This is a genomic window from Methanosarcina sp. MTP4, assembly GCF_000970045.1.
GTDB lineage: Archaea > Halobacteriota > Methanosarcinia > Methanosarcinales > Methanosarcinaceae > MTP4.
Map to the genome: position 1 here is coordinate 2144283 of NZ_CP009505.1, position 20930 is coordinate 2165212.

General features: G+C 44.6%; 17 protein-coding genes and 2 pseudogenes. 13 read left to right on the forward strand and 6 right to left on the reverse strand.

Annotation, left to right across the window (positions count from 1 at the left end):
- Nucleotides 1-58: 58 nt before the first annotated feature.
- Nucleotides 59-2113 carry a HEAT repeat domain-containing protein gene (locus MSMTP_RS09035; protein WP_052718341.1) on the reverse strand — a complete coding sequence of 685 codons (2055 nt, stop codon included), beginning with the start codon at nt 2111-2113 and terminating at the stop codon, nt 59-61.
- A 314-nt stretch (nt 2114-2427) separates the two neighbouring features.
- On the opposite strand from MSMTP_RS09035, the gene MSMTP_RS09040 reads away from it, so the two are divergent.
- The 8 genes and pseudogenes from MSMTP_RS09040 to MSMTP_RS19210 all read left to right on the forward strand — a co-directional run bounded on the left by MSMTP_RS09040 (nt 2428) and on the right by MSMTP_RS19210 (nt 11911).
- Nucleotides 2428-3213, forward strand: coding sequence for a GNAT family N-acetyltransferase (locus MSMTP_RS09040; protein WP_048178722.1), 786 nt, complete (start codon nt 2428-2430; stop codon nt 3211-3213).
- Nucleotides 3214-3579: 366 nt separating this feature from the next.
- Nucleotides 3580-3717, forward strand: a pseudogene (locus tag MSMTP_RS19200) (methyltransferase family protein); the annotation flags it as partial.
- Between the two features lie 832 nt (nt 3718-4549).
- Nucleotides 4550-5734, forward strand: coding sequence for a nitrous oxide reductase family maturation protein NosD (locus tag MSMTP_RS09050; RefSeq protein ID WP_048178724.1), 1185 nt, complete (start codon nt 4550-4552; stop codon nt 5732-5734).
- A 30-nt stretch (nt 5735-5764) separates the two neighbouring features.
- The gene (locus MSMTP_RS09055; protein ID WP_052718342.1) at nt 5765-7033 is read left to right on the forward strand and encodes a nitrous oxide reductase family maturation protein NosD; all 1269 of its coding nucleotides are present in this window, start codon (nt 5765-5767) and stop codon (nt 7031-7033) included.
- A 30-nt stretch (nt 7034-7063) separates the two neighbouring features.
- A complete protein-coding gene (locus MSMTP_RS17955; RefSeq protein WP_052718343.1) occupies nt 7064-10285 on the forward strand; it encodes a nitrous oxide reductase family maturation protein NosD in 3222 nt (1073 codons plus the stop codon).
- A 318-nt stretch (nt 10286-10603) separates the two neighbouring features.
- Nucleotides 10604-10893: pseudogene (locus MSMTP_RS09065) on the forward strand (NosD domain-containing protein); the annotation flags it as partial.
- 294 nt (nt 10894-11187) lie between these two features.
- A complete protein-coding gene (locus MSMTP_RS09070) occupies nt 11188-11415 on the forward strand; it encodes a hypothetical protein (protein WP_156153760.1) in 228 nt (75 codons plus the stop codon).
- Nucleotides 11416-11770: 355 nt separating this feature from the next.
- Nucleotides 11771-11911 carry a hypothetical protein gene (locus tag MSMTP_RS19210; RefSeq protein ID WP_156153761.1) on the forward strand — a complete coding sequence of 47 codons (141 nt, stop codon included), beginning with the start codon at nt 11771-11773 and terminating at the stop codon, nt 11909-11911.
- A 129-nt stretch (nt 11912-12040) separates the two neighbouring features.
- On the opposite strand, the gene MSMTP_RS09075 is transcribed toward MSMTP_RS19210, so the two are convergent.
- Nucleotides 12041-12562 (reverse strand): cob(I)yrinic acid a,c-diamide adenosyltransferase, encoded by a 522-nt coding sequence (locus tag MSMTP_RS09075; RefSeq protein ID WP_048183173.1) that lies wholly within the window; start codon nt 12560-12562, stop codon nt 12041-12043.
- Between the two features lie 28 nt (nt 12563-12590).
- Between MSMTP_RS09075 and MSMTP_RS09080 the strand changes: the two genes are divergently transcribed.
- Nucleotides 12591-13583 (forward strand): YihY/virulence factor BrkB family protein, encoded by a 993-nt coding sequence (locus MSMTP_RS09080; RefSeq protein WP_231582733.1) that lies wholly within the window; start codon nt 12591-12593, stop codon nt 13581-13583.
- Nucleotides 13584-13686: 103 nt separating this feature from the next.
- On the opposite strand, the gene MSMTP_RS09085 is transcribed toward MSMTP_RS09080, so the two are convergent.
- From MSMTP_RS09085 to MSMTP_RS09095, 3 genes are all read right to left on the reverse strand, one after another.
- Nucleotides 13687-15507 carry a hypothetical protein gene (locus MSMTP_RS09085; protein ID WP_156153762.1) on the reverse strand — a complete coding sequence of 607 codons (1821 nt, stop codon included), beginning with the start codon at nt 15505-15507 and terminating at the stop codon, nt 13687-13689.
- Nucleotides 15508-16040: 533 nt separating this feature from the next.
- Entirely contained in the window at nt 16041-16667 is a 627-nt protein-coding gene (locus tag MSMTP_RS09090) for a cysteine hydrolase (RefSeq protein ID WP_048178728.1), read from the reverse strand.
- An 82-nt stretch (nt 16668-16749) separates the two neighbouring features.
- Nucleotides 16750-17265: a hypothetical protein gene (locus MSMTP_RS09095; protein ID WP_231582734.1), complete on the reverse strand. Its 516-nt coding sequence runs from the start codon at nt 17263-17265 to the stop codon at nt 16750-16752.
- A gap of 614 nt (nt 17266-17879) precedes the next feature.
- Between MSMTP_RS09095 and MSMTP_RS09100 the strand changes: the two genes are divergently transcribed.
- From MSMTP_RS09100 to MSMTP_RS09110, 4 genes are all read left to right on the forward strand, one after another.
- Complete coding sequence (locus tag MSMTP_RS09100) at nt 17880-18179, forward strand: carboxymuconolactone decarboxylase family protein (protein ID WP_048178729.1); 300 nt, start codon at nt 17880-17882, stop codon at nt 18177-18179.
- 174 nt (nt 18180-18353) lie between these two features.
- On the forward strand, nt 18354-18884 hold the full coding sequence (locus MSMTP_RS09105; RefSeq protein WP_048178730.1) for a GNAT family N-acetyltransferase: 531 nt from the start codon (nt 18354-18356) through the stop codon (nt 18882-18884).
- Nucleotides 18885-19373: 489 nt separating this feature from the next.
- Nucleotides 19374-19544, forward strand: coding sequence for a hypothetical protein (locus MSMTP_RS19215; protein ID WP_156153763.1), 171 nt, complete (start codon nt 19374-19376; stop codon nt 19542-19544).
- A gap of 17 nt (nt 19545-19561) precedes the next feature.
- Nucleotides 19562-20131 (forward strand): Ig-like domain-containing protein, encoded by a 570-nt coding sequence (locus tag MSMTP_RS09110; RefSeq protein ID WP_231582735.1) that lies wholly within the window; start codon nt 19562-19564, stop codon nt 20129-20131.
- A 174-nt stretch (nt 20132-20305) separates the two neighbouring features.
- On the opposite strand, the gene MSMTP_RS09115 is transcribed toward MSMTP_RS09110, so the two are convergent.
- A complete protein-coding gene (locus MSMTP_RS09115; protein ID WP_048178731.1) occupies nt 20306-20872 on the reverse strand; it encodes a flavin reductase family protein in 567 nt (188 codons plus the stop codon).
- Nucleotides 20873-20930 lie beyond the last annotated feature (58 nt).

Here is a 20930-nt window from a genome sequence, read left to right on the forward strand (position 1 = left end):
CTTTCCCCCACATCCCTTTCTTGATCGGCGGTAGTACAATTAAGTCGTTCCAGGTCTGTTATTGATCTAGCATTTTTAAAGCCGCAGATTTAAGGGCAGAAGCTGCCCCGGACCTCACATTCCGGTCTTTATCGCCGGTCAGTTTCGTTAAGTCGTTTCTGGCCTGTTGTTTATCCGGCAGCTGAGAAAGCGCAGGTTTAAGGGCAGAAGCAGCCCTGGACCTCACATTCCGGTCTTTAACTCCGGTCAGTTTTATTAAGTCGTTCCAGGCTTGCTGTTTGTCCGGTACCTGAGAAAACGCGGATTTAAGGGCGGAACTTGCCTTTAACCTCACAGCACTGTCCGGGTCAGCGGTGAGTCCCATCAGGTCGTTCCAGGCCTGCTGTTTATCCGGCACCTGCAAAAAAGCAGATTTAAGGGCGGAAGCTGCCTTTGACCGCACATCACTGCCCTTATCAGCGGTAAGTCTAATTAAATCGTCCCATGCCTCCTGTTTATCCGGCACATGGGAAAACACAGAAACAAGGGCTTCGACAGCCCTGAACCTCGCGGAAATGTCCTGATCAGCAGTAAGCCTATGCAGGTCGTCCCATGCCTGTTGTCTATCCGGCACTCGAGAAAATGCAGAGCCAAGAGTCCCGGCGGCAGCTGCCCTCACAGCACTGTCTTCATCAGAGCTAAGTCTATGCAAGTCGTTCCAGACCTGCTGTTTATACTTCACCTGAGAAAACGCAGAAGCAAGAGATCTGGCAGCCCTTGACCTCACAGCACTGTCTTCATCAAAGCTAAGTCCGTGCAGGTCGTTCCATTCCTGTTCTTTATCCGGCACCCTGGAATACGCAGATTTAAGGGCTTCGGCGGCCCTGGACCTCACAGCACGATCTTGATCAGCGGCAAGTCTGTGTAAGTCGTTCCGAGCCTTTTGTTTATCCGACACTTGAGAAAACGCAGATTTAAGGACAGAAGCGGCACTAGACCTTACAAAAATGTCCGGATCAGAGCTAAGTCTAATTAAGTCATCCCATGCCTTTTGTTTATCCGGAAGCTGGGAAAACACGGAACCAAGGGTTTCGGCGGCTTTTGACCTCATGCCTTCTTCTTTGTAAAAGGTAAGTCCATGCAGGTCGTTCCAGGCCTTTTGTTTATCCGGCACTTCAGAAAACGAAGAAACAAGGGCAGAAGCAGCTTTAGACCTTACAAAACTGTCCGGGTCAGAGCTAAGTCTAATTAAGTCGTTCCAGGCCCGTTGTTTATCCGGCACCTGAGAAAACGAAGAAACAAGGATTGAGGCAGCCTCTGACCTTGCAGGACGGTGTTGATTAGAGGTGAGTTCAATTAAGTCTTTCCAGGCCCGTTGTTTATCTGGCACCTGGGAAAACGAAGAAGCAAGGGCAGGAGCTGCCCTGGGCCTCACATAGCTGTTTCCATCAGAGCTAAGGCTAAGCAGGTCGTTCCAGGCCTGCTGTTTATCCGGCACCCGGGAAAACGCGGAAACCAGGGCTTCGGCAGACCCGGACCTCAAAAAGCTGTCCTGATTAGAAGTAAGTCTGTGTAAGTCTTCCCATGCCTTTTGTTTATCCGGCACCTGAGTAAATGCAGGACCAAGGGCAGAGGCGGCTCTATTTCTCACAAAACTGCTTTGATCGCCTGTAAGTCTGATTAAATCGTTCCAGGCCTCTTGTTTATCTGGCACTTCAGAAACCACGGGGCCAAAAGCATAGGCAGCCATGGATCTAAGCTCACTATCCTGATCCCCGGTAAGTCTGATTAAATAGTCCCAGGCCTTTTGCTTATCCGGCACCTCGGAAAACGCGGAACCAAGGGCTTCGGAGGCCCTGGATCTCACAGAACGGTCCTCATCACTGGCAAGTCTAACCAGGTCGTTCCATGCCTTTTGTTTATCCGGCGCCTGAAAAAACGCAGAACCAAGGAAATCCGCAGCCCCTGACCTCACAGAACGGTCCTGGTCACCTGTAAGCCTGACTAGGTCGTTCCAGGCCTGTTCTTTATCGGGTAGTAATGAAAAATAAGATTCTAATTGCTTCAACGCCTTGATACGTTCTTCCGGATCTTTGCTAAGACATTGCTTGTGGATCTCCTCTTGATCTATCAACCGGCCAACCCCATAAGTTCCTATGCCGATAATGCTTAAAACGGTTTCTTTTGCTTCTAATCAAGATTCCCGGGATTGAGCATGGGTTAGAGTGGGAGAAATAGTTCGTTCTCTAATACTATGGTTTTTCCGGGTTTGCGGGGGTTAAAGTTCGTAAGTCCTAAATAATTTGGAAGTATATTTAAACATAAAAAAATTTAAGAGTTTTGGGGAAAATCCAGGGAATGACTCTGTATCCCAGCAAAATTCCATCGGCCTGGCAGACGACTTCACAAAAGAGCTCGTGATGAGCAAAATTCCGGGAGGCGAAGAAAATGGATAATGGACTCATAAAACCAATAATAGAAATTAATACATTTCATGAGTTATTGGAAACCCAGAAGAAAGTATGGGGTCTGGAAGATATTGATGTAGTTCCTACACATTTGCTGAAAGTAGTTTCAGATGAAATGGGTCCCAAAGCAGTCATTCTTGGGTATTTCCTGGATGACGAAATTATTGGTTTCACTCTCACACTTCCAACTTCAAATCCTCAGGAAGTGATCATGCATATGTTAGCCGTGGCAACGGATTTCCAGCGGAAAAACGTCGGATATAGTTTAATGTTAAAATTGAGAGAACTGATGTTATCGCAAAACATCGATAAGATATTCTGGACCTTTGACCCTCTGGAAAGTGTCAATGCCAATCTGTACATTAGAAAACTCGGGGGGATAATTACCCGACATTCTGTAGATTATTATGGACCTATCGAATCCAGAATTCATTCCGGTTTTCCAACAGATAGGTTCATAGTTGAGTGGAATATAAGGGATAAACACGTAGAAAACAGGATAAAAGATAGCGTCAAAGGAAATTGCTCGAGCTCACAACTGAATTGCCCATGTGCTGACAGCGATATACAATTCGTTGAAATACCCCTTAATATCCAGGAGTTAAAGAAAGAAGATATTTCCGGAGCAATTAAAATCAGAATTGAAACAAGAAGCAAATTTGAAGAAATTATCGAAAAATCAAACTACGTCGGCCTGGATTTTATTTACGATAAAATTAACCGAAAAGGAAGCTATATTTTTAAAAAGCCTCTTTCAAAATTATAAAGTCTCCCTGAATTCAATATCTCTTTTTATTTTCTTCCCTGAAACAGGCTTTTTTGGAGACGTCCCTGGCCCTTTGCAACCATATATTTCCTACAGTCTCTAATAAATGAATAATTATTAAAATAAATATTAAATTTATATTATATATATTCATTTTTTATGTATGTAAATTAATGATATAAATTTCATTTTATTTAATATACTTATATAATTATACCCTCTACCTGAAAGCATTCTTTTTCAATATTTTATCATGAAGGGGGAAATATAATGATGACTAAAGAACGTATTGCGATTTGTTTTGTAATCTCTTTATTTTTTATAAGCATTGGAACAGCATCATCAGCCGAGATTACCGTGAACAACATATACATTTTGACCACCATATACCTGTTTCTGGGGTCCCTGCACTGGGAAAGCAGGCTTGTGTCCCAGTTTGGTGACGAATACCGGGAGTACCAGAAACGGGTTCACAGGATAATTCCCCATTCAGGGGGATATTAATAAAAAATTTTTGATTAGCCCCGATTTTACGCACCAGTAACCTATCTCTTCAGTTCAGGCCCCTGCCTCTTCAGTTCGGGCCTAAGTTTCTTCGTTCAGGCAATACTTCGCCTAACCTTTTTCCTGCATCATCTATAGAAAACCCACTCCATGTACGTTTTATTCTGGCATAAACCAAACCTAAGTGAAATTAGCAGGTTGATGACAGGTTTATGATAATCCGGCGGTTCTTTTTTCTATAATGGAATAAACCGTAAACCAAAAGCGAAATTCCCACAAACCTTGGGATCAACTTTCATTGCCTCACACTCACGTTTTCCTTTGATTGCCCAAAAAGGTCATTTATATAGCTCCCAAAAAGCAGTTTTTCCTGTGTCTACTCCACAAACCTTAGTACTTTCATCTTTTTTTCTCTTAAAAGCCAGGCCCTGATAACGCCACATGAAAGCGAGAGGGATCGCAACCCTGCCTCTGGCAAACCTCATATTTCGGAATCCCTCCCATAAGCATCCGGAACCTTTAATTTTTCATAACTACGCAGACTAATCATAATAAAATAATACTTTTTTATAAAAACTTATAAATATTTATATAAACTGCTGATATAAAATTCGTTACATTTTATATGTATATGTTCATTAATCATATTTGAAAGAATAATTTTTCAATATATGTTCATATAGGGGTAAATATTGTGAGAAGTAACGAAAGTATTGGGATTTATTTTTTAGTTACTTTACTTTTAATAAGCATGGGAACTGCTTCAGCGGCAGATATCACTGTGAACAACGATGCCGGATAGGGAGTAGATTATACCTCCATCCAGGCTGCTGTGGATGCTGCAAAGGATGGGGACACTATCATTGTGTACAGCGGCACCTATGAAGAGAACGTAGATGTGAACAAGGAACTGACAATAATCTCGCAGTCAGGAAATCCGGAAGATACGATCGTTCAGGCATTCAAAATAACTGCAAATAACGTGACAATAAATGGCTTTAAGTTAGATGGTGGCAATCGGGAAATACGCCTTGATGGCGCTCAGTATAACAACATTAGTAACAATGAATTCTATCAAATCTCTCTGATATCTTCCAGCAACAACAAGGTGAAAAATAACATTTGCAATGGAGGCATTCATTGCCTCAGCCTTTCTGGTTCAGACAACAACCTCTTGAGCAATAACAGTATTTCGGCTATGGAATTTGCCATTTTTATTGAAAATTCCAACAACAATATACTGATAGGGAACAATATTGGTGGGGAACATCCCCTTTGGCTTAGATATTCCTGCAACAACACGATGAGCGATAATTCAATAAGTGGGGTTTGGGAAGTAATCGATTTGTTATATTCAAGCAACAACACAATGAGCAATAACTATGTAAGTGGAATTGAATTAGGGATCATGGTGTCACATTCAAACAACACCACGATGAACAATAACTATGTCTCCGGTGCTCAGGGAATCATTATTGGTTCTTCCAGTTATTGCATAATGAGCAATAATACAGTCAGTGCCCAAGGCCTTAATGGTTTCAGTCTGAGTAACTCCAACAACAACATATTGAAAGACAACATTGTGGTCGAAGATGAGCATTACTCTATGCGCTATAGCTTCTATCTGGGATCATCCAACAACAACATACTGACTGGCAACATAGCAAGACGAACAAAACTTGAGGAAGGTTGTTCCAATATCCATCTCAATAATTCAAACAGCAACCTCATCTACAACAATTACTTCAACAGCACCAATAACGTTTACGATAACGGAAACAACATCTGGAATATAACTAAAACTCCAGGCACAAACATTATCGGAGGGCCTTTCCTTGGGGGGAATTACTGGTCGGATTACGCCGGTGCCGATACCAATGGGGATGGTCTTGGAGATACCCTGCTTCCGTATAATTCCGAAGGACAAATAGCAAACGGAGGAGATTATCTACCCCTGGTAACACCAGCCGAGCCCCCTGCAGCAGAATGTATCACAGTGAACAACGGTGCCGGGTAGGGAGCAGATTTTACTTCAATTCAGGCTGCTGTGGATGCTGCAAAGGACGGGGACACTATCATTGTGTACAGCGGCACCTATGAAGAGAACGTAGATGTGAACAAGGAACTGACAATAATCTCGCAGTCAGGAAATCCGGAGGACACTATAGTTCAGCCTGCCAACAGTTCAGACCACGTTTTTCATGTTACAGCAGATGGAGTGAAAATTAGCGGGTTTAACATAACAGGAGCCAGTGACACCGGGTGTGCCGGAATCTATCTTGAAGGAGTTGAATACTGCCTTATTGAAAATAACACAGCAAACTTGAACGAGTATGGTATCTACCTGATGGGTTCCAGTAACAACACGCTGAACAATAACACGGCATCAAATAACACCGCAGACGGAATCAATCTGGACTCTCAAAAAAGAGAATTAGAAGGCGGAGAAATATTAATAGTCGCAGTTTCCAGCGGCAACATGTTAATCAACAACGCTGCAAATTCGAACAACGATCGTGGTGTCTATCTGGATTGTCGGAGTGGCCATAATAAACTTGAACATAACAAAGCATCGAACAACGGCCAAGGCATCTTTCTGTATTATTCCAGAGGCAACATGCTGAACAATAATACAGCAAACTTGAACAGCGACTCAGGCATCTATCTGGTATCTTCGAGCAGCAACACGCTGAGCAATAACACAGCATCAAATAACACCGAAAACGGAATCATTCTTGACCATGGTGTGGTGTGGGTAGAATGTGGTGACGTTATAGGTTCCAGCGGTAACATATTAATCAATAACGCAGCAAATTCGAACCGCGAATCAGGCATCTATCTGGATTCCGACGGCAACATGCTGAACAATAACACAGTATCGAACAACTACTGCGGCATGTGTCTGACTAACTTTGAGGATTTTTTCGATTCGTATACCGGCGACAATACGCTGTGCAATAACAAGGTATCGAACAACTACTATGGCATGCTTCTGGAGGATTTCAGCAACAATTTCATTTACAACAACTACTTCAACAACACAAACAACACATATTTTGAAGGCACAAACACCGGCAACATCTGGAACACTACCAAAACCCCGGGCACTAACATTGTCGGAGGGCCTTTCCTTGGGGGGAACTACTGGTCGGATTATGCTGGTTCCGATACCAGTGGAGACGGTCTGGGAGATACCTTGCTTCCATATAATTGCGAAGGGCAGATTGCAAACGGAGGGGATTATCTACCCCTGGTAAAACCAGTCGAGTCCCCTAAACCTGCAGCAATATATACCGTGAACAACGGTGCCGGGTAGGGAGCTGATTTCACCTCCATTCAGGCCGCCGTGGATGCTGCAAAGGACGGGGACACTATCATTGTGTACAGCGGCACCTATGAAGAGAACGTAGATGTGAACAAGGAACTGACAATAATCTCGCAGTCAGGAAATCCGGATGATACAATTGTTAAGGCGGCCGTTTCAGATGATCACGTCTTCAATGTGATCGGAAAAAATGTGACGATAAGTGGCTTTACTGTGACCGGGGCCACCGAATATATAAATGCTGGAATATATCTCAATGGAGTTGAGGGGTCCATTATTACTAACAATATTGTATCAGATAATAGTTGTGGTATCTATCTGGATTCTTCCAGCGACAACACGCTGACAGATAATACTGCATCGAACGACTATTACGGTATCTATCTGTGTGACTCCAGCAACAACACGCTGACCAACAACAAAGCATCGGACAGCGACAACTACGACGACTACGACTGTTACGGCACCGGCCTCGATCTGTATCACTCCAGCGACAACACGCTGACAGATAATACCGCATCGAACAACTATTACGGCATCTCTCTTAGTGGTTCCAACAACACGCTGACAAATAATACCGCATCGGACAACGACTATTACGGTATCTCTCTTAGTGGTTCCGACAACACGTTGACGGATAATAGAATGACTTACAATAAGTATAATTTTAGAGGTGGAGGAATAAATGATATTGATACAAGCAACACCGTAGACGGTAAACCGATATACTACCTTGTAAATCTTTCAGACATAACTCTTGATTCTACTTCAAATGCAGGGATTGTCTACTGTATCAATTGCCAGGATATCTTCATAAAAGACCTGAATCTTGAAAATAATGCATATAGCATTTACTTCTATAACACAACCGGGTCAAAAATTGATAATAATAGGGTATCGGACAACTATCACGGCATCAGTCTGTGGTACTCCAGCGACAACACGCTTACCAGCAACAATGTATCGAATAGCAATTACGGCATCAGTCTGCAGGGCTCCAGCGACAACAACACGCTGACAGATAATACAGCATCGAATAACTATGAAGGCATCTTTCTGGGGTCCTCCAGCGACAACACGCTGACCAGCAACATTGTATCGGACAACAGGGGCGGCATCTTTCTGCAGGACTCCAGCGACAACGTGCTGACAGATAATACAGCATCAAACAACTCTGACGGCATCTATGTGTACTACTACAGCGACAACAACACGCTGACAGATAATACAGCATCAAACAACTCTGACGGCATCTCTCTTAGTGGTTCCAACAGCACGCTGACAAATAATACCGCATCGAACAACGACTATTACGGCATCTCTCTTAGTGGTTCCGACAACAAGCTGACCAGCAACATTGCATCAAACAACTCTGACGGCATCTCTCTTAGTGGTTCCAACAACACGCTGACAAATAATACCGCATCGGACAACGACTATTACGGTATCTCTCTTAGTGGTTCCGACAACACGTTGACGGATAATAGAATGACTTACAATAAGTATAATTTTGAAGGTGGAGGAATAAATGATATTGATACAAGCAACACCGTAGACGGTAAACCGATATACTACCTTGTAAATCTTTCAGACATAACTCTTGATTCTACTTCAAATGCGGGGACTGTCTACTGCATCAACTGCCGGGATATCTCTATAAAAGACCTGAATCTCGAAAATAATGAATATGGCATTTACCTCCATAATACAACCGGGTCAAACATTGATAACAATGAAGTATCGAACAACGAGTACGGCATCTATCTGCGTTACTCCAGCGACAACACGCTAACAGATAATAACGCATCGAACAACAATGAAATAGGCCTCTATCTGCGTTACTCCAGCGACAACACGCTGACAGATAATAACGCATCGATCAACAATGAAAAAGGCATCGAACTGCGTGAATCCAGCGGCAACACGTTGACAGATAATAACGCATCGAATAACTATCACGGCATCTTTCTGTGGTTCTCCAATGACAATAACACGCTGACAGGCAACACTGTATCGGATAATGTTTTCGGCATCTATCTGGGGTATTCCAATAACAGCACGCTGACAGATAATAACGCATCGAACAACGACTATTGCGGCATCAGTCTGAGTCACTCCAGCGACAACATGCTAACAGATAATACCGCATCGAATAACAATTACGGCATCCGTCTGATGTACTCCAGCGACAACACGCTGATCAGCAACTTGGTAAGCCAGAATGAAGAGTTTGGCATTTATCTCACTGGATCGATGGATAACCTCATCTACGACAACTACTTCAACGGTACCAATAACGCTTATGATTACGGGAAGAACATCTGGAATACCACGAAAACCCCAGGCACAAACATTGTCGGAGGGCCTTTCCTCGGCGGGAACTACTGGTCGGATTATGCAGGTGTTGATACTGACGGAGACGGCCTTGGAGATACTTTACTTCCGTATAATTCAGAAGGGAAAATAGCTAACGAAGGAGATTATCTGCCTCTGGCAACACCATCCGGAACCACTCCCCTGATTCCGGCAACAGTCGAGTCTGAAGGGACTGATAACAGCCGGGCGAACTATGAGATTCTTGCCTCCCGATCCGGCTCCGGACTCGTATCTGGGCCATTACCCGATTTAACTGTCCTTTCGTTTGACCCTGAGACTACTCTCGTTGTCGAAGGGGAGGGTGCCGAAATCCGGGTTATGGCAGACGAATTCCCCGAAGGGCTTGCGGGCTACAACCTGACCTTCAGCATTGAAGACCCGGCAATTGCGGAAATCACGGAAATCGAGTTCCCGGTGTGGGCAAACCTGACCGCCGGTTCCGGCCTTCCTGCAGCTTCGGTTAACATGGCTGCTTTTGACGGGGACGAAATGATCCAGGCAGGAGCTGAAAGCGTCGTTCTTGGGAACCTGACAGTTTCCGGAAAAGCTTTTGGGAAAACAAATCTCACAATCACGGTGGAGGACCTGGATGATGATTCCGGAAACCCGGTAGGAACCACCGTCCTTGAAGGCAGCATCGAAGTCAATATGGCACTTACTCCGGACTATGGTAATTCCCCGGAGAACCCGGATACAGTTGAGGGCTACAAAGACTTTACCGGAAATGAAGAAATCTCCTCCAGGGACCTTGAAATGTCCTACAACATAGAATGGATCAAAGAAAACATGCTTGAGGAGTTTTTCGATTTCAACGGAGACGGAAAGATCGATTTCAACGATATCGTAGCCCTTTTCAAAACTGGCTAATAGGCTCTGGATCTGAAAAAAAGGAATTTGAATCAAGTTAAGGGAGAAAAAGAGCCTGAAAACTCTTTTTCCTCCTTTATTTTTTGGTTTTCAGGATCCTTTTCAGAGCGGGTATAATACCCGGTTGAAAATTTAGATTAGGGGCTCAAAAAGGATGCTTAAAATTTCCAGACCTCATACTTTTTTATCAGCATTGGTTTTACCACCTTTTTTTAAAGGCATATAGCTACCTGGTATTTTTTGTGCGAACTTGTGTATGTATAACGCAAAATTTGAATTATGAAAAAATAATTTTTACTTCATTTTTAAAGTTGTCATATGCAATTCGACAACAACATACTTACAGGGAATAGCATAGATGCAAGTGAGTATGGCATCTGGCTTTTCTCTTCAAACAACAATACAAAGAGCAATAATATAGTCAATTCCTATTATGGTTGCTTCGAACTGTCTAATTCTAACAACAACACGGTGATCGATAACTATATAAGAGGTTATGAAAGCTCAATTGATATTTCCTCTTCAAACAATAATGTCATCTACAACAACTACTTCAACGGTACCAACAACGCCTATGATACGGGAACAACACCTGGAATATCACGAAAACAGAAGGCACAAATATTGTCGGAGGACCTTTCCTTGGAGGAAACTACTGGTCGGACTATGCCGATTCCGATACTGACGGAGACGGTCTTGGAGATACCCTGCTTCCATATAACTCTGAAGGGCAAATAGCCAGCGGAGGGGATTACCTGCCCCTGGTAACACCAGCCGGGCCTGCTCCAGCTATTCAGGCAACGGTAGATATCAACCCCGGCGTCCTGAACCCGAAAAGCAAAGGTAACTGGATAACAGCATACATCGAACTTCCTGCCTGCTATGATGTTAATGACATTGATGTGTCAACGATCCTGTTAATGGGCTTGCATCCTGCAGAAAACGCTCCAGTAAATGTTGGAGATTATGACTGTAACGGCAAACCCGATTTAATGGTAAAGTTCGACAAACAGAGCTTACTTCCTCTTCTTGATGCCGAAAATATGGAGCTTACGGTGACAGGAGAACTGACGGACGGATCAATATTTGAAGGGACTGATACCATCTGGGTGTTGCTTAAGGTTAAATGAATTAAGGTATGCTGGATTCATTCCGGCATGTTTCTCTTTTTTAAAAAAAGTAGATGGAAGCGATATATTCGTTCTAAAAAAACTTTATTATTAAAAAATAAACTTGGCTAAAAATAAAATAATTTTATATACTGTAAAGGAGTATTGTTGGATATCAAATATTTTACATCGAAAATCATAGAAAAAATTCAGGGGTTGGGGGACCCATGAAAAGGATAAGATTTTCGGGGACGTATGGAGGGTTCTGAAACTCTCCTTCAAAGCAGAATTCATGCTTTTAATAGGGATTTTTGCCCTTATGTAACTCATCTCGAGATTACCGATCCCCCAAAAGGAGCTATCTTGACTAGAAGGGATGGAAACCATGGAAAGAGATTACATTCAGGATAAAAATTCAGTGATCGTAAGTGACAGAATTGCAAAAGATCCTTTCGCTGTAGCGTTCAAGATCAGAGCGACAGACCGGGAAGGAAATTTTATTGAAGTCACTTATTAAATGCTAAAATTCCCAAAACCAGGGAATAAAAAACTCGAAACTCACTTTTCACTGATAGGTTACTGTTACTTCTTCAGTGTTGGGTCATTGCATTGTTCCGGGATTATTTCGGGTATTTTCTGACGTTAATTAATATTCAACTCCCTCCCTTCCATAAACGTTTTTTTCAAAAGGGTGCTTAATAAACTTCATTTCGGTTACCAGGTCCGCCCTTTCCATAAGTTCCGCGGGAGCCTTCCTCCCTGTAAGGACTACTGTGGTCTCCTCCGGAATCTCCCCCAGCAGTTTAAGGACATCTCCGGTCTTAACTATACCGAAACGGGTTGCAAGGTTTATTTCGTCCAGTATAAGGAGCCGGGGCTTACCCTTCAGGGCTTGCTTTGCAAACTCCAAGCCCTTCTCTGCCAGCTCATAATCCAGGGGTTTGGGTTTTGTGAAGTCTATAAACTCTTCCCTTCCGAACTGGCGGATCTCATATTCCGGAGCCAACCTGTCCTTTATTTTATACTCCCCTATGTACTTCCTGCCCTTCAGGAACTGGACAATTACGACCCTGTAGCCGTGTCCCACTGCCCTCAGGGCCAGACCGAAAGCGTTGGTGGTCTTGCCTTCTCCTTCCCCTGTATAAAGGTATACCATGCCCTTTGCCATTTTCCCTCCTTTTAACATTAACTTTTGTTTGATAAAAATATATACTCCGGAGACAAATATAAGCAAGCAGAAAAGCATCCCGGGGGAAAACAAAACAGGGGAAAACAAATCCGAGAGGAACGAACCCGGGAAAGCAATTCGGGAAGAAAAAATCAGGGAACCAGATTGGGAAAACATTTGTGGGGAAGGCATGAGCCTGGAATATTTCAAGGGCCTTATTATCGGAACTTTCCGGGAATGGATGGACGATAACGGAAAAACTTACAGCGCCGCACTGGCATATTACTTTGTTTTGAGCCTGCCTGCCCTTCTTTTATTATCGGTATCCGTAGGAAGCATCTTTTTGAAGTCGAAGGACATCCAGGAACTCATATTCAACTCCCTTGAAGGAGTTGTCGATAATAGGATTATAGGGCTGATAAATCTGCTTTTCGAACAGATTCCCGAAGTCGAATCCCTTTCGATAAGCGCGCTTGTCGGTTTTGTGTTCCTGCTCTGGAGCGCAAGCAACGTATTCCGGCATTTGAAGAATTTTCTTGAGCAAATGTGGGATGTCCAGCCCACTGAAAACGGTACGATTAAGAGCTTTATAAGAAACACAGTCCTGTCCTTTATCGTGGTCATAATATTCGGGGGGCTGCTGGTAATAAGCATCCTTGTTGAAAGTATCCTGTTCAGGAGTTCGAAATTTTTACAGGACTCTCTGCCCTGTTCCGTGGGCCTTGTCCAGTATACGAGTTCAATAGCAAGTTTTCTCATCCTTGTCCTGTTTTTCATGTTCATATACAGGGTGCTGCCGGATAGCAAGCTTGATTTCAAACCCACTTTCGTAGGGGCAGTAGTAACCGTAATTCTCATAACCATAGGCAAGTATGCCTTCGGAATTTATCTCTTATACAGCGGAATTAATTCCCTCTACGGGGTAATCGGGTCAATAATAGGGCTATTCCTCTGGCTGTATTACACTTCAATCATGCTCACCATAGGCGTAGAGTTCACAAAAGTCTACTCTGAATCCTGAAAACGGAGTTCTCCAAAGGCCCCCTGGATCTTGAAAGACTTCGTTACCACTAAAATCCCAGATCAGGTTGCACCTTAAAAGGCAGAACCCATGATTGAAGGGCTCATTGCAGGTAGGGGCGTTCTCCTCCCAGGAATTGAACGACAAAGAAGACAGGATCAAACGCTGTTTGGGACTCGCTGCTGAGCAGTTTCCAGTGCCTGACCCGCGGGTCCGTACTACTGCCAGCCTGGTCAATTTCGGTTGAAGGAAAAGCACAGGCATATCTGTCAAGGATTAAACGGGCACGCTTGATCAGAATTTCCACCCCGGTTTCGTAGACTCTACGTCCGCATGATAGCTGTTCTCCCGCAGGCCTGAGGTCAACGGCTCCGAGGGCGGCAAAATCCCGGAGGCATTCCTTATCGGCAAGTTCCGCAAGGTCTGAGGCTCTGGAAACCCCTTTTTTCAGATACATCACGTAAGGCCCTGTGCAGAGCTTTCCTTCGGGAGATATGACTGGAATTACGGCTGTGATTTCGGCAAAAAGCTGCGGGTGGGCTTGAAGGTATTCCCAGAGCTCTTTTGCCAGGGCTTCCGGGCTGTACGCACTTATTTGCCGGAGAGTCGGCTCCCCGAAGTGCTCCTTCAGCAGCCGGTAGAGGAGGTCGGCCAGGACAATTTCTTTCTGGGTCCGGGTAGAGCCCAGCGCAGGGTAGATAGGGGGAGCCCGAATGCCGGTCTCGCGCTCCGTTTCGGCAAACCTTTTCAGGACCAGGTCCCGTTCAAGCTGGCCCCGGGCCGTAGGTTCTATCACTTTGCCGGAGCCCAGAGGGATCTGGTTGTAGCCGGTGCTTTTTCCCATCAGTTCGTCCATCAAAATCCTGGCGATAAAAACGTCCGTGTTAAAACCCATCTGGAAGGCATGGGAAAGGCAGGCGAACTGGAAGGGGGAATATTCTCCCGATTCTCCGCATTTTATTTTAGCCCCGGAGAGAAAGGCCTCCTTTACCCTCCGTTCTTCCCACAAAATCGGCTCGTCGGACAGGGCCAAGAGGTCAAACTCCAGGGGTTCATACAGCGGAACTTTCAGGCAGCTTTTGCAGACGGGTTCTTCAACCCCTTCAGGCAGCCCTTCGGGCAGGGAAAAGTACCTGACAGGTCCGGAATCGAGGTAGTCGTACCCCAGCAAACTGCCCGGGGTAAGCAGGACCCAGCGGGTAGAGGAGTCGCTGTCCTGGTGGATCCTATCCACAATCCCCAGGATGCCATAGGCCGCCAGGATCTTGTTCACCAGGTTGGAATCCATCTGCTGCGAACTCTGGTGGGTCCAGACCATGTTGCTGCCCATACCTCCGAGCGCAGTTGTCCCTATGAGTGCTACCGTTTCTATGCCAAACTCGTCAGCTGCCTCTTTCAGGGTAATCAGGACCCAGGCAAGCACGGCGTTCTGGATTTCCTTCTTCTTGTAGGAAGCCACGGAAGCCAGGTTGACCCCGAGGACCAGGGTTTCAGGGCGCTTTTCCGCCAGATAGGAATACAGAGCCGAAGCTTTCCTGAAACTCTCGTCATCCACGGTAGAAGACCCCAGACCCTCCGGGACAATATCGAGCTGCTCAGCCTCGATCCTGAGCCGGTTCGGCCCGCATTCCAGAGCTAAGTTCAGGGGCTCGACCTGCTCCACCCTGACATCTTCTTCCCGGGCCAGGAAGTCTTTAATCTTCCATAACTGCCTGACCAGACTGGCTTCGCTGCGCGTTGTGATATGAATCGTCTCAAGCTCAGGGTGGCATGCCGTATGGAGGCGAGAATCCGGGCAGGTGTTCATCTGCTCCCTCGTTCCACAGACCCAACCTTGCACGAGTTCCCTCAGTATGGCGCTGCCGACCAGCCCCCCTCCGATAATTGTCACAGTGTTTCTACTGTTAGATATATTAATGCTCAACACTCCCCCGGTCGTGAATATATTTCCAGGCTCCGGAATCCCCAATGAGCCTATAATTTTCCCCGGAGTTATGTTGAACTTATGAATACATATTTCTTTTGTTCCGGAATTTTTCGTGGAGAACTATCAGATAATTCAGCCCCAAAAAAGATTGTTAAACATATAATCAAACATATCTCACAGATCGTAGTCTAATAAAAGAACAGTCTAATATAATTAACAAATGTTGAAGCTCGATATGAATACATGGGTTTTTATATAATTAAGCATATATTATAGTATAAGGGCATCTGAGAGAAATCTCTTCCCAACTAACCTCCATTTTTACTCCCCTTTTCCCCAACCACTCTTTTACTAACTCAGATGCCCCATTCCCATTAACAATTTTTTAGCAAATTAAGCATAATCTCTCAACTGGTCGTTCCCCGTTACATGGTTGACATATCTCTTTTTATTTCTTTTTGGGAAGGCGCCACCAGGCAAGCTGGCAGGGTTACTCCTACGAAATTTGGATCAAAAAGCGGTCTCCGGGTTCAGGGAATTATTTCCAGTTCTTCCACCATTATAACTTCACCAAGCATCGGGAAGATGACTTCTATCGCAAACTTTTGAAATTCTTCATTTATAGTGGCTGTACAGTCGCTGAGCACTATGCACTTATAGCCCCTGTTAAACGCGCTTCTCACCGTGGTTTCGAAGCAGAGGTTTGTTGCATCCCCTGTAAGGATCAGGGTATCACATTTCAGACCCTTTAGTATTAGCTCCAGATCAGTATTATGAAAGGCGTCCATGGTATTGTACTTGGTGACTACGAAATCCTTGGGATGAGGGGTAAGTTCTTCCACAATCGTGAGTTCTTCCGCAAGACTGCGGCCAGGCCCACTTCCTCCGGGACTGATTTCTTTGAAGTTGATCTTCTTAATATCTTTCCATAATCCCATATCAGGCAAAACCTTCAGCCTCAGGCCCATTACAATATAAATTACCGGAATCCCCTTTACTCTTGCTTTTTCTGTGGCTTTCTTCGTATTTTCGATCATATTCGTTTCTTTAGCGTGCTGACAGACCCCCCATTCCGCGCCGAATCCATTTTCGTGGAGAACATAATTTTGTGCGTCTACTATGATAAAGGCTGTTCCTTCTCTCTTTACGTCGGTCATTTACTACCCCCGCTGATTTGATATTATTCCTGAACTTCAAACTTAAAACAAGTCTCTGTAAACAAGTCTCTGTAAACAAGTTTCAATTTACAGGTATATTGTAGTCTGCAGTAAAAAATAAAAAAATGGCAAAAAGCCGGCCGTCAGCCAGTTTGCGGACCCTGGCCCTGTGGGCTTCAAGCAGCTCTTCCGGATCAAAGGTCCCTTCGTCCGAACGTCCTGCCAGAGCAGGCGCATCCCGGGTCTCGAAGAAATAAACTCCGGAATCGTCGGTGAAAAAGAGCTCGCTTGTATGAAATGCTGCCGACGGAAACGTACGCCCTCCGGCACTGCAGGCATAGTTGGAAAGGTCAGGCGCATACCTTTCCCCACGCATAATCAGGTTGTGCCAGCCCGTATTACCGGCTGCAGCCGATAAAACCATCATCTGCTCCAGTTCAGTAAGGGGCAAAGGGTCATGCTTTGAAGTATACTTGAAGTACCCTTCGGGAATCGAAGCTCCCTGGAAAAAACGGCGTGACCTCCTTCCGAAAAGCACGTCAACAAATTTGAAATCAAGTGCATCTTTAAAGCCTGGCGGAATGGTTTCCTTATCCATATTATACTCCCCATACAGGAGATATGAACAATGAATATAAAAGCTGGCGTCTGATACGGAAATTCATTAGAAAGAGATGGCTTATAAGAGAATTTTAGAAAGATTGTCAGAAATGTAGTTGCAAAAAAATATACAGTACTTCCATAAAAAGCCACAAAGTATCAATATATCCACGTTTTTATATATTAGGGGCCTATTGGTAAAGATAGAGGGCATCTGAGAACGCTTTTCTCACCAATAGCACAATCAACTTTTTTAACCCCCCACTCCCACCCAACAATTCCAATCTCAGATGCCCTAATCCCCCTATAAGTTTTTTTTCTCAGGAATTCAAAGTAAAAGCCATCTCATCTCCTTAGAAACATCTCTTTATCCGGGTTATAATTTCCTTATTAATCTTGTTTTTTCATTATCCGGAGTATCATTTTTCCGGAAGCTCTTTTCAGGATACTCCTCAAATATTTGGACTCTTGATTGAATTTCCTGAAAACTCGGGATCAAATTCCCTGAAGTTCGATGGGGCTTCACCTAAGCTTAATTACCAGTAAGGTGGAATATTACTAACACAAAAATTTAGATAAATTTTAGATAAATAATGGAATGGAGATGGTCAGATGTCAGGAGACCCAATGGAAGTAATAAAAGCTGCAGACCCCGAATTTTTCGACCTTCTTGAAGCGACCCGCGGATCAGCATTTGATGAAGGCGGCATACCCCTGAAGTACAAGCTTCTCATGGCAATGGCCCTGGACGCTGCTAACGGGGCAGTTGACGGGGTAAAAGTCCTCGCAATGCAGGCCATGCAGGAAGGGGCAACGAAAGAAGAGGTAATGGAAGCAGTAAAGATTGCCCAGTACATTTTCGGGGTTGGAAGCGTTTACACGGCTGCAAATGCTTTAGGGGATATTTTATAATCCTGGCTGTGCTAAAGAAGATAGACAGCTATTGCTCAACAACATTGCACTTGTTGCTAGCGAACCTTGACCAATAGCTGTATCTTTCAATAGCTGTATCTTTCAATAGCTTTGTCGCTCAAAAAACATCTCTTGATTAATTCAAATCTCGATTAATTCAAAAAAGGTCAGGTTATGCATGCTTTTCCCATTTGTACCGAACGCATGGAATTGATTCCTGCGACCGTAAAGCTGTATCTGTTGGACCTGCACGACCGGGCAGGGCTTGCAACTGCTTTAAATGCCAGTGTCCCCGGGGAGTGGCCGCCGGAACAAATAACCAGCGAAGTTATTGAGGAGTTCCTCAAGCTAATGCGGGCCGGGGACCGAAAGATCTGGAGCTTTTACTGGCTGGCCCAACCGGATGATTGTGACCCCAACGTCCTTATTGGAAGCGGAGGTTTTCTCGCCAGTGCCAAGGGGAGCCTTGAACTCGGGTACTCGGTCCTTCCGACATACCAGCAGCAGGGCTATGCCACCGAAGCAGTTCGTTCGATGGTGGAATGGGCATTTTCGGCCCTTCGGATAGACCACATTATAGCATATACCTATCCTCACCTTATTGCTTCGATCCGTGTTCTGGAGAAAAACGGATTCACATTTGCGGGAAACGGACCTGAAGAAGGTACTATCACCTACGAACTGCGCAACAGGCATAAAAACTAAAATTCAGGTCATTTGACTCTTTTTTTAGGAACTTCTTACTTTGTATATTTATCGATTATTTATTGCCCGATTTACTGCTTTAGTATCACCAGACTTGTTGCTCAGATCGTAAATTGGGCAATCAATAACCATTCAAGTTTGCCAACTATTTTATTTAGTAGCTATTATATAATATGTGGAATATAGTACGTTAGAAAGAAAACCCATGGGGAATACGGGTTTTTAATCCAATTTTTATTGACAGGTTCCTGCCCGATGGGAATTATGAAAACGAGTCTGTCGGCAGGGATAAAATTGGGGGGTAATAAGCTTGCCAGATAAGAAGAAGTGCTGTAAACTGTTTGCAGGTGCACTTTTCGGTGCCGCGGTCATATATGCTGTTGCAAGAAATACACGAAAAAATTCGGGTAAGATTGAAGTTGAGTAATTAATGGGTAAAATGGGGATATTGGATTAAATGGGGATATTGGATTAAATGGGGATATTGAATTGACGAAGAAAGAGGTAGCCAGCGGTCTGCTGGTTGGGGTAGTTACAGGAATCGCGGCGGGTGCTGCTGCCGGAATTGCAGTGGGTGCAGTTGCCGGAGTCGCCATGAAATGTGCTTATAACAGATGTGGAGAACTCGATTTAAAGTCAAAGTTGTGTAAGGTAGCATGAAATAAGGAGGTATGAAATTGACGAAGAAAGAAATAGCAGGTGGTCTGGCAGGTGGCCTGGCAGGTGGAGTGCTGGTAGGCGCGGTTGCCGGAATAGCGGCAGGTATTACTGCCGGAATTACGATGAAGTATGCTTATGACAGGTATGTTCATGAGGAACAGAAGGAATACATTCACGAGAAAATCAAAAAGATTCCCGAGAAGTTAAAAAAGGGACCGAAACCTGCTAAGGTGAAATTAGTTTACCCGGACAGGCAAACCTTTGCACACAGCATGGAATCCCCCATCTGGGTCGAATTCGATAAGGATGTGGACAGTTCGACAATTACGAAGGACACGGTAATCGTCACAAGTTCGGAATCCGAGGAACCTGTAGGCGGCTTCCTTGATGCCGGCAACAGAACGCTGATGTTCCGCCCGAACAAACCGTATCCTGTGAGTGATACCGGAGCCAAAATAACCATCGCTCTGATAGGAACCGACATAGGGGAAGGTGCCATTATGGATACTGAAGGAAATCCCCTTGACGGGGACAAAGATGGAAAAGCCGGAGGGGATTTCGAATACACTTTCAACATTGTGAAATGAAATATTTCAGCACCTGAAGAAACCTTTATTCATTACTTTCCTTTTTTATCCCTCTTTTATTTCCCTGCACGTATATACTCGCTTCCTGAAACGATGCTCTTTCGGGAGATCATTTCTTTCGGCATTTCTCACTTCCCTCTGCATTTCACCTTTAATATGGAATATCAGGACCTATTAGCGGTTTTTCCCAATGGAAAAAGCCTTTCCAAGGGATTTTCCAACCCCGTAGTAAGTCCGGTCCCCGGTCCCGTATACCAGGGGCCTGACTTTCCCGATCTCCGGGAGCCCCTTTTCATCCAGCACAGCCTCTTCCGCCTTGATGTCCAGGATTTCTCCCACGAACATGGTGTGAAGTCCGATCTCAAAACTGTGAAGGAGTTTACACTCAAGGACAAGAGGAAATTCCTCTATATAAGGAGCAGATACGAGCCCGCTTTTTACGGGGGTCAGACCTGTTGCCTCGAACTTGTTCTCGTCCCTGCCACTTGCAATCCCAAAATAATCGGTTTCCTTTACATAGTCCTCAGAGGGTATGTTTACCGTAAAAGTCTCATTTTCCAGAATACAGGCGTAGCTGTAAGTGGCTTTCCTCAGGGATACGCTGACGCAGGGAGGGTTTGAACAGCAGATCCCTGCCCAGGCGGCTGTCATGGCATTGGGCTTTCCATTACTGTCGTATGTCCCGATTACCCAGGCAGGGGCCGGGAATGCCAGGGTTTTTGCTCCGATTGATTTTTTCATAGCTCAGACCTTCTTTTCGAAATACATAACCTTGCAATCTTTTTCCGATGTGTTTTCT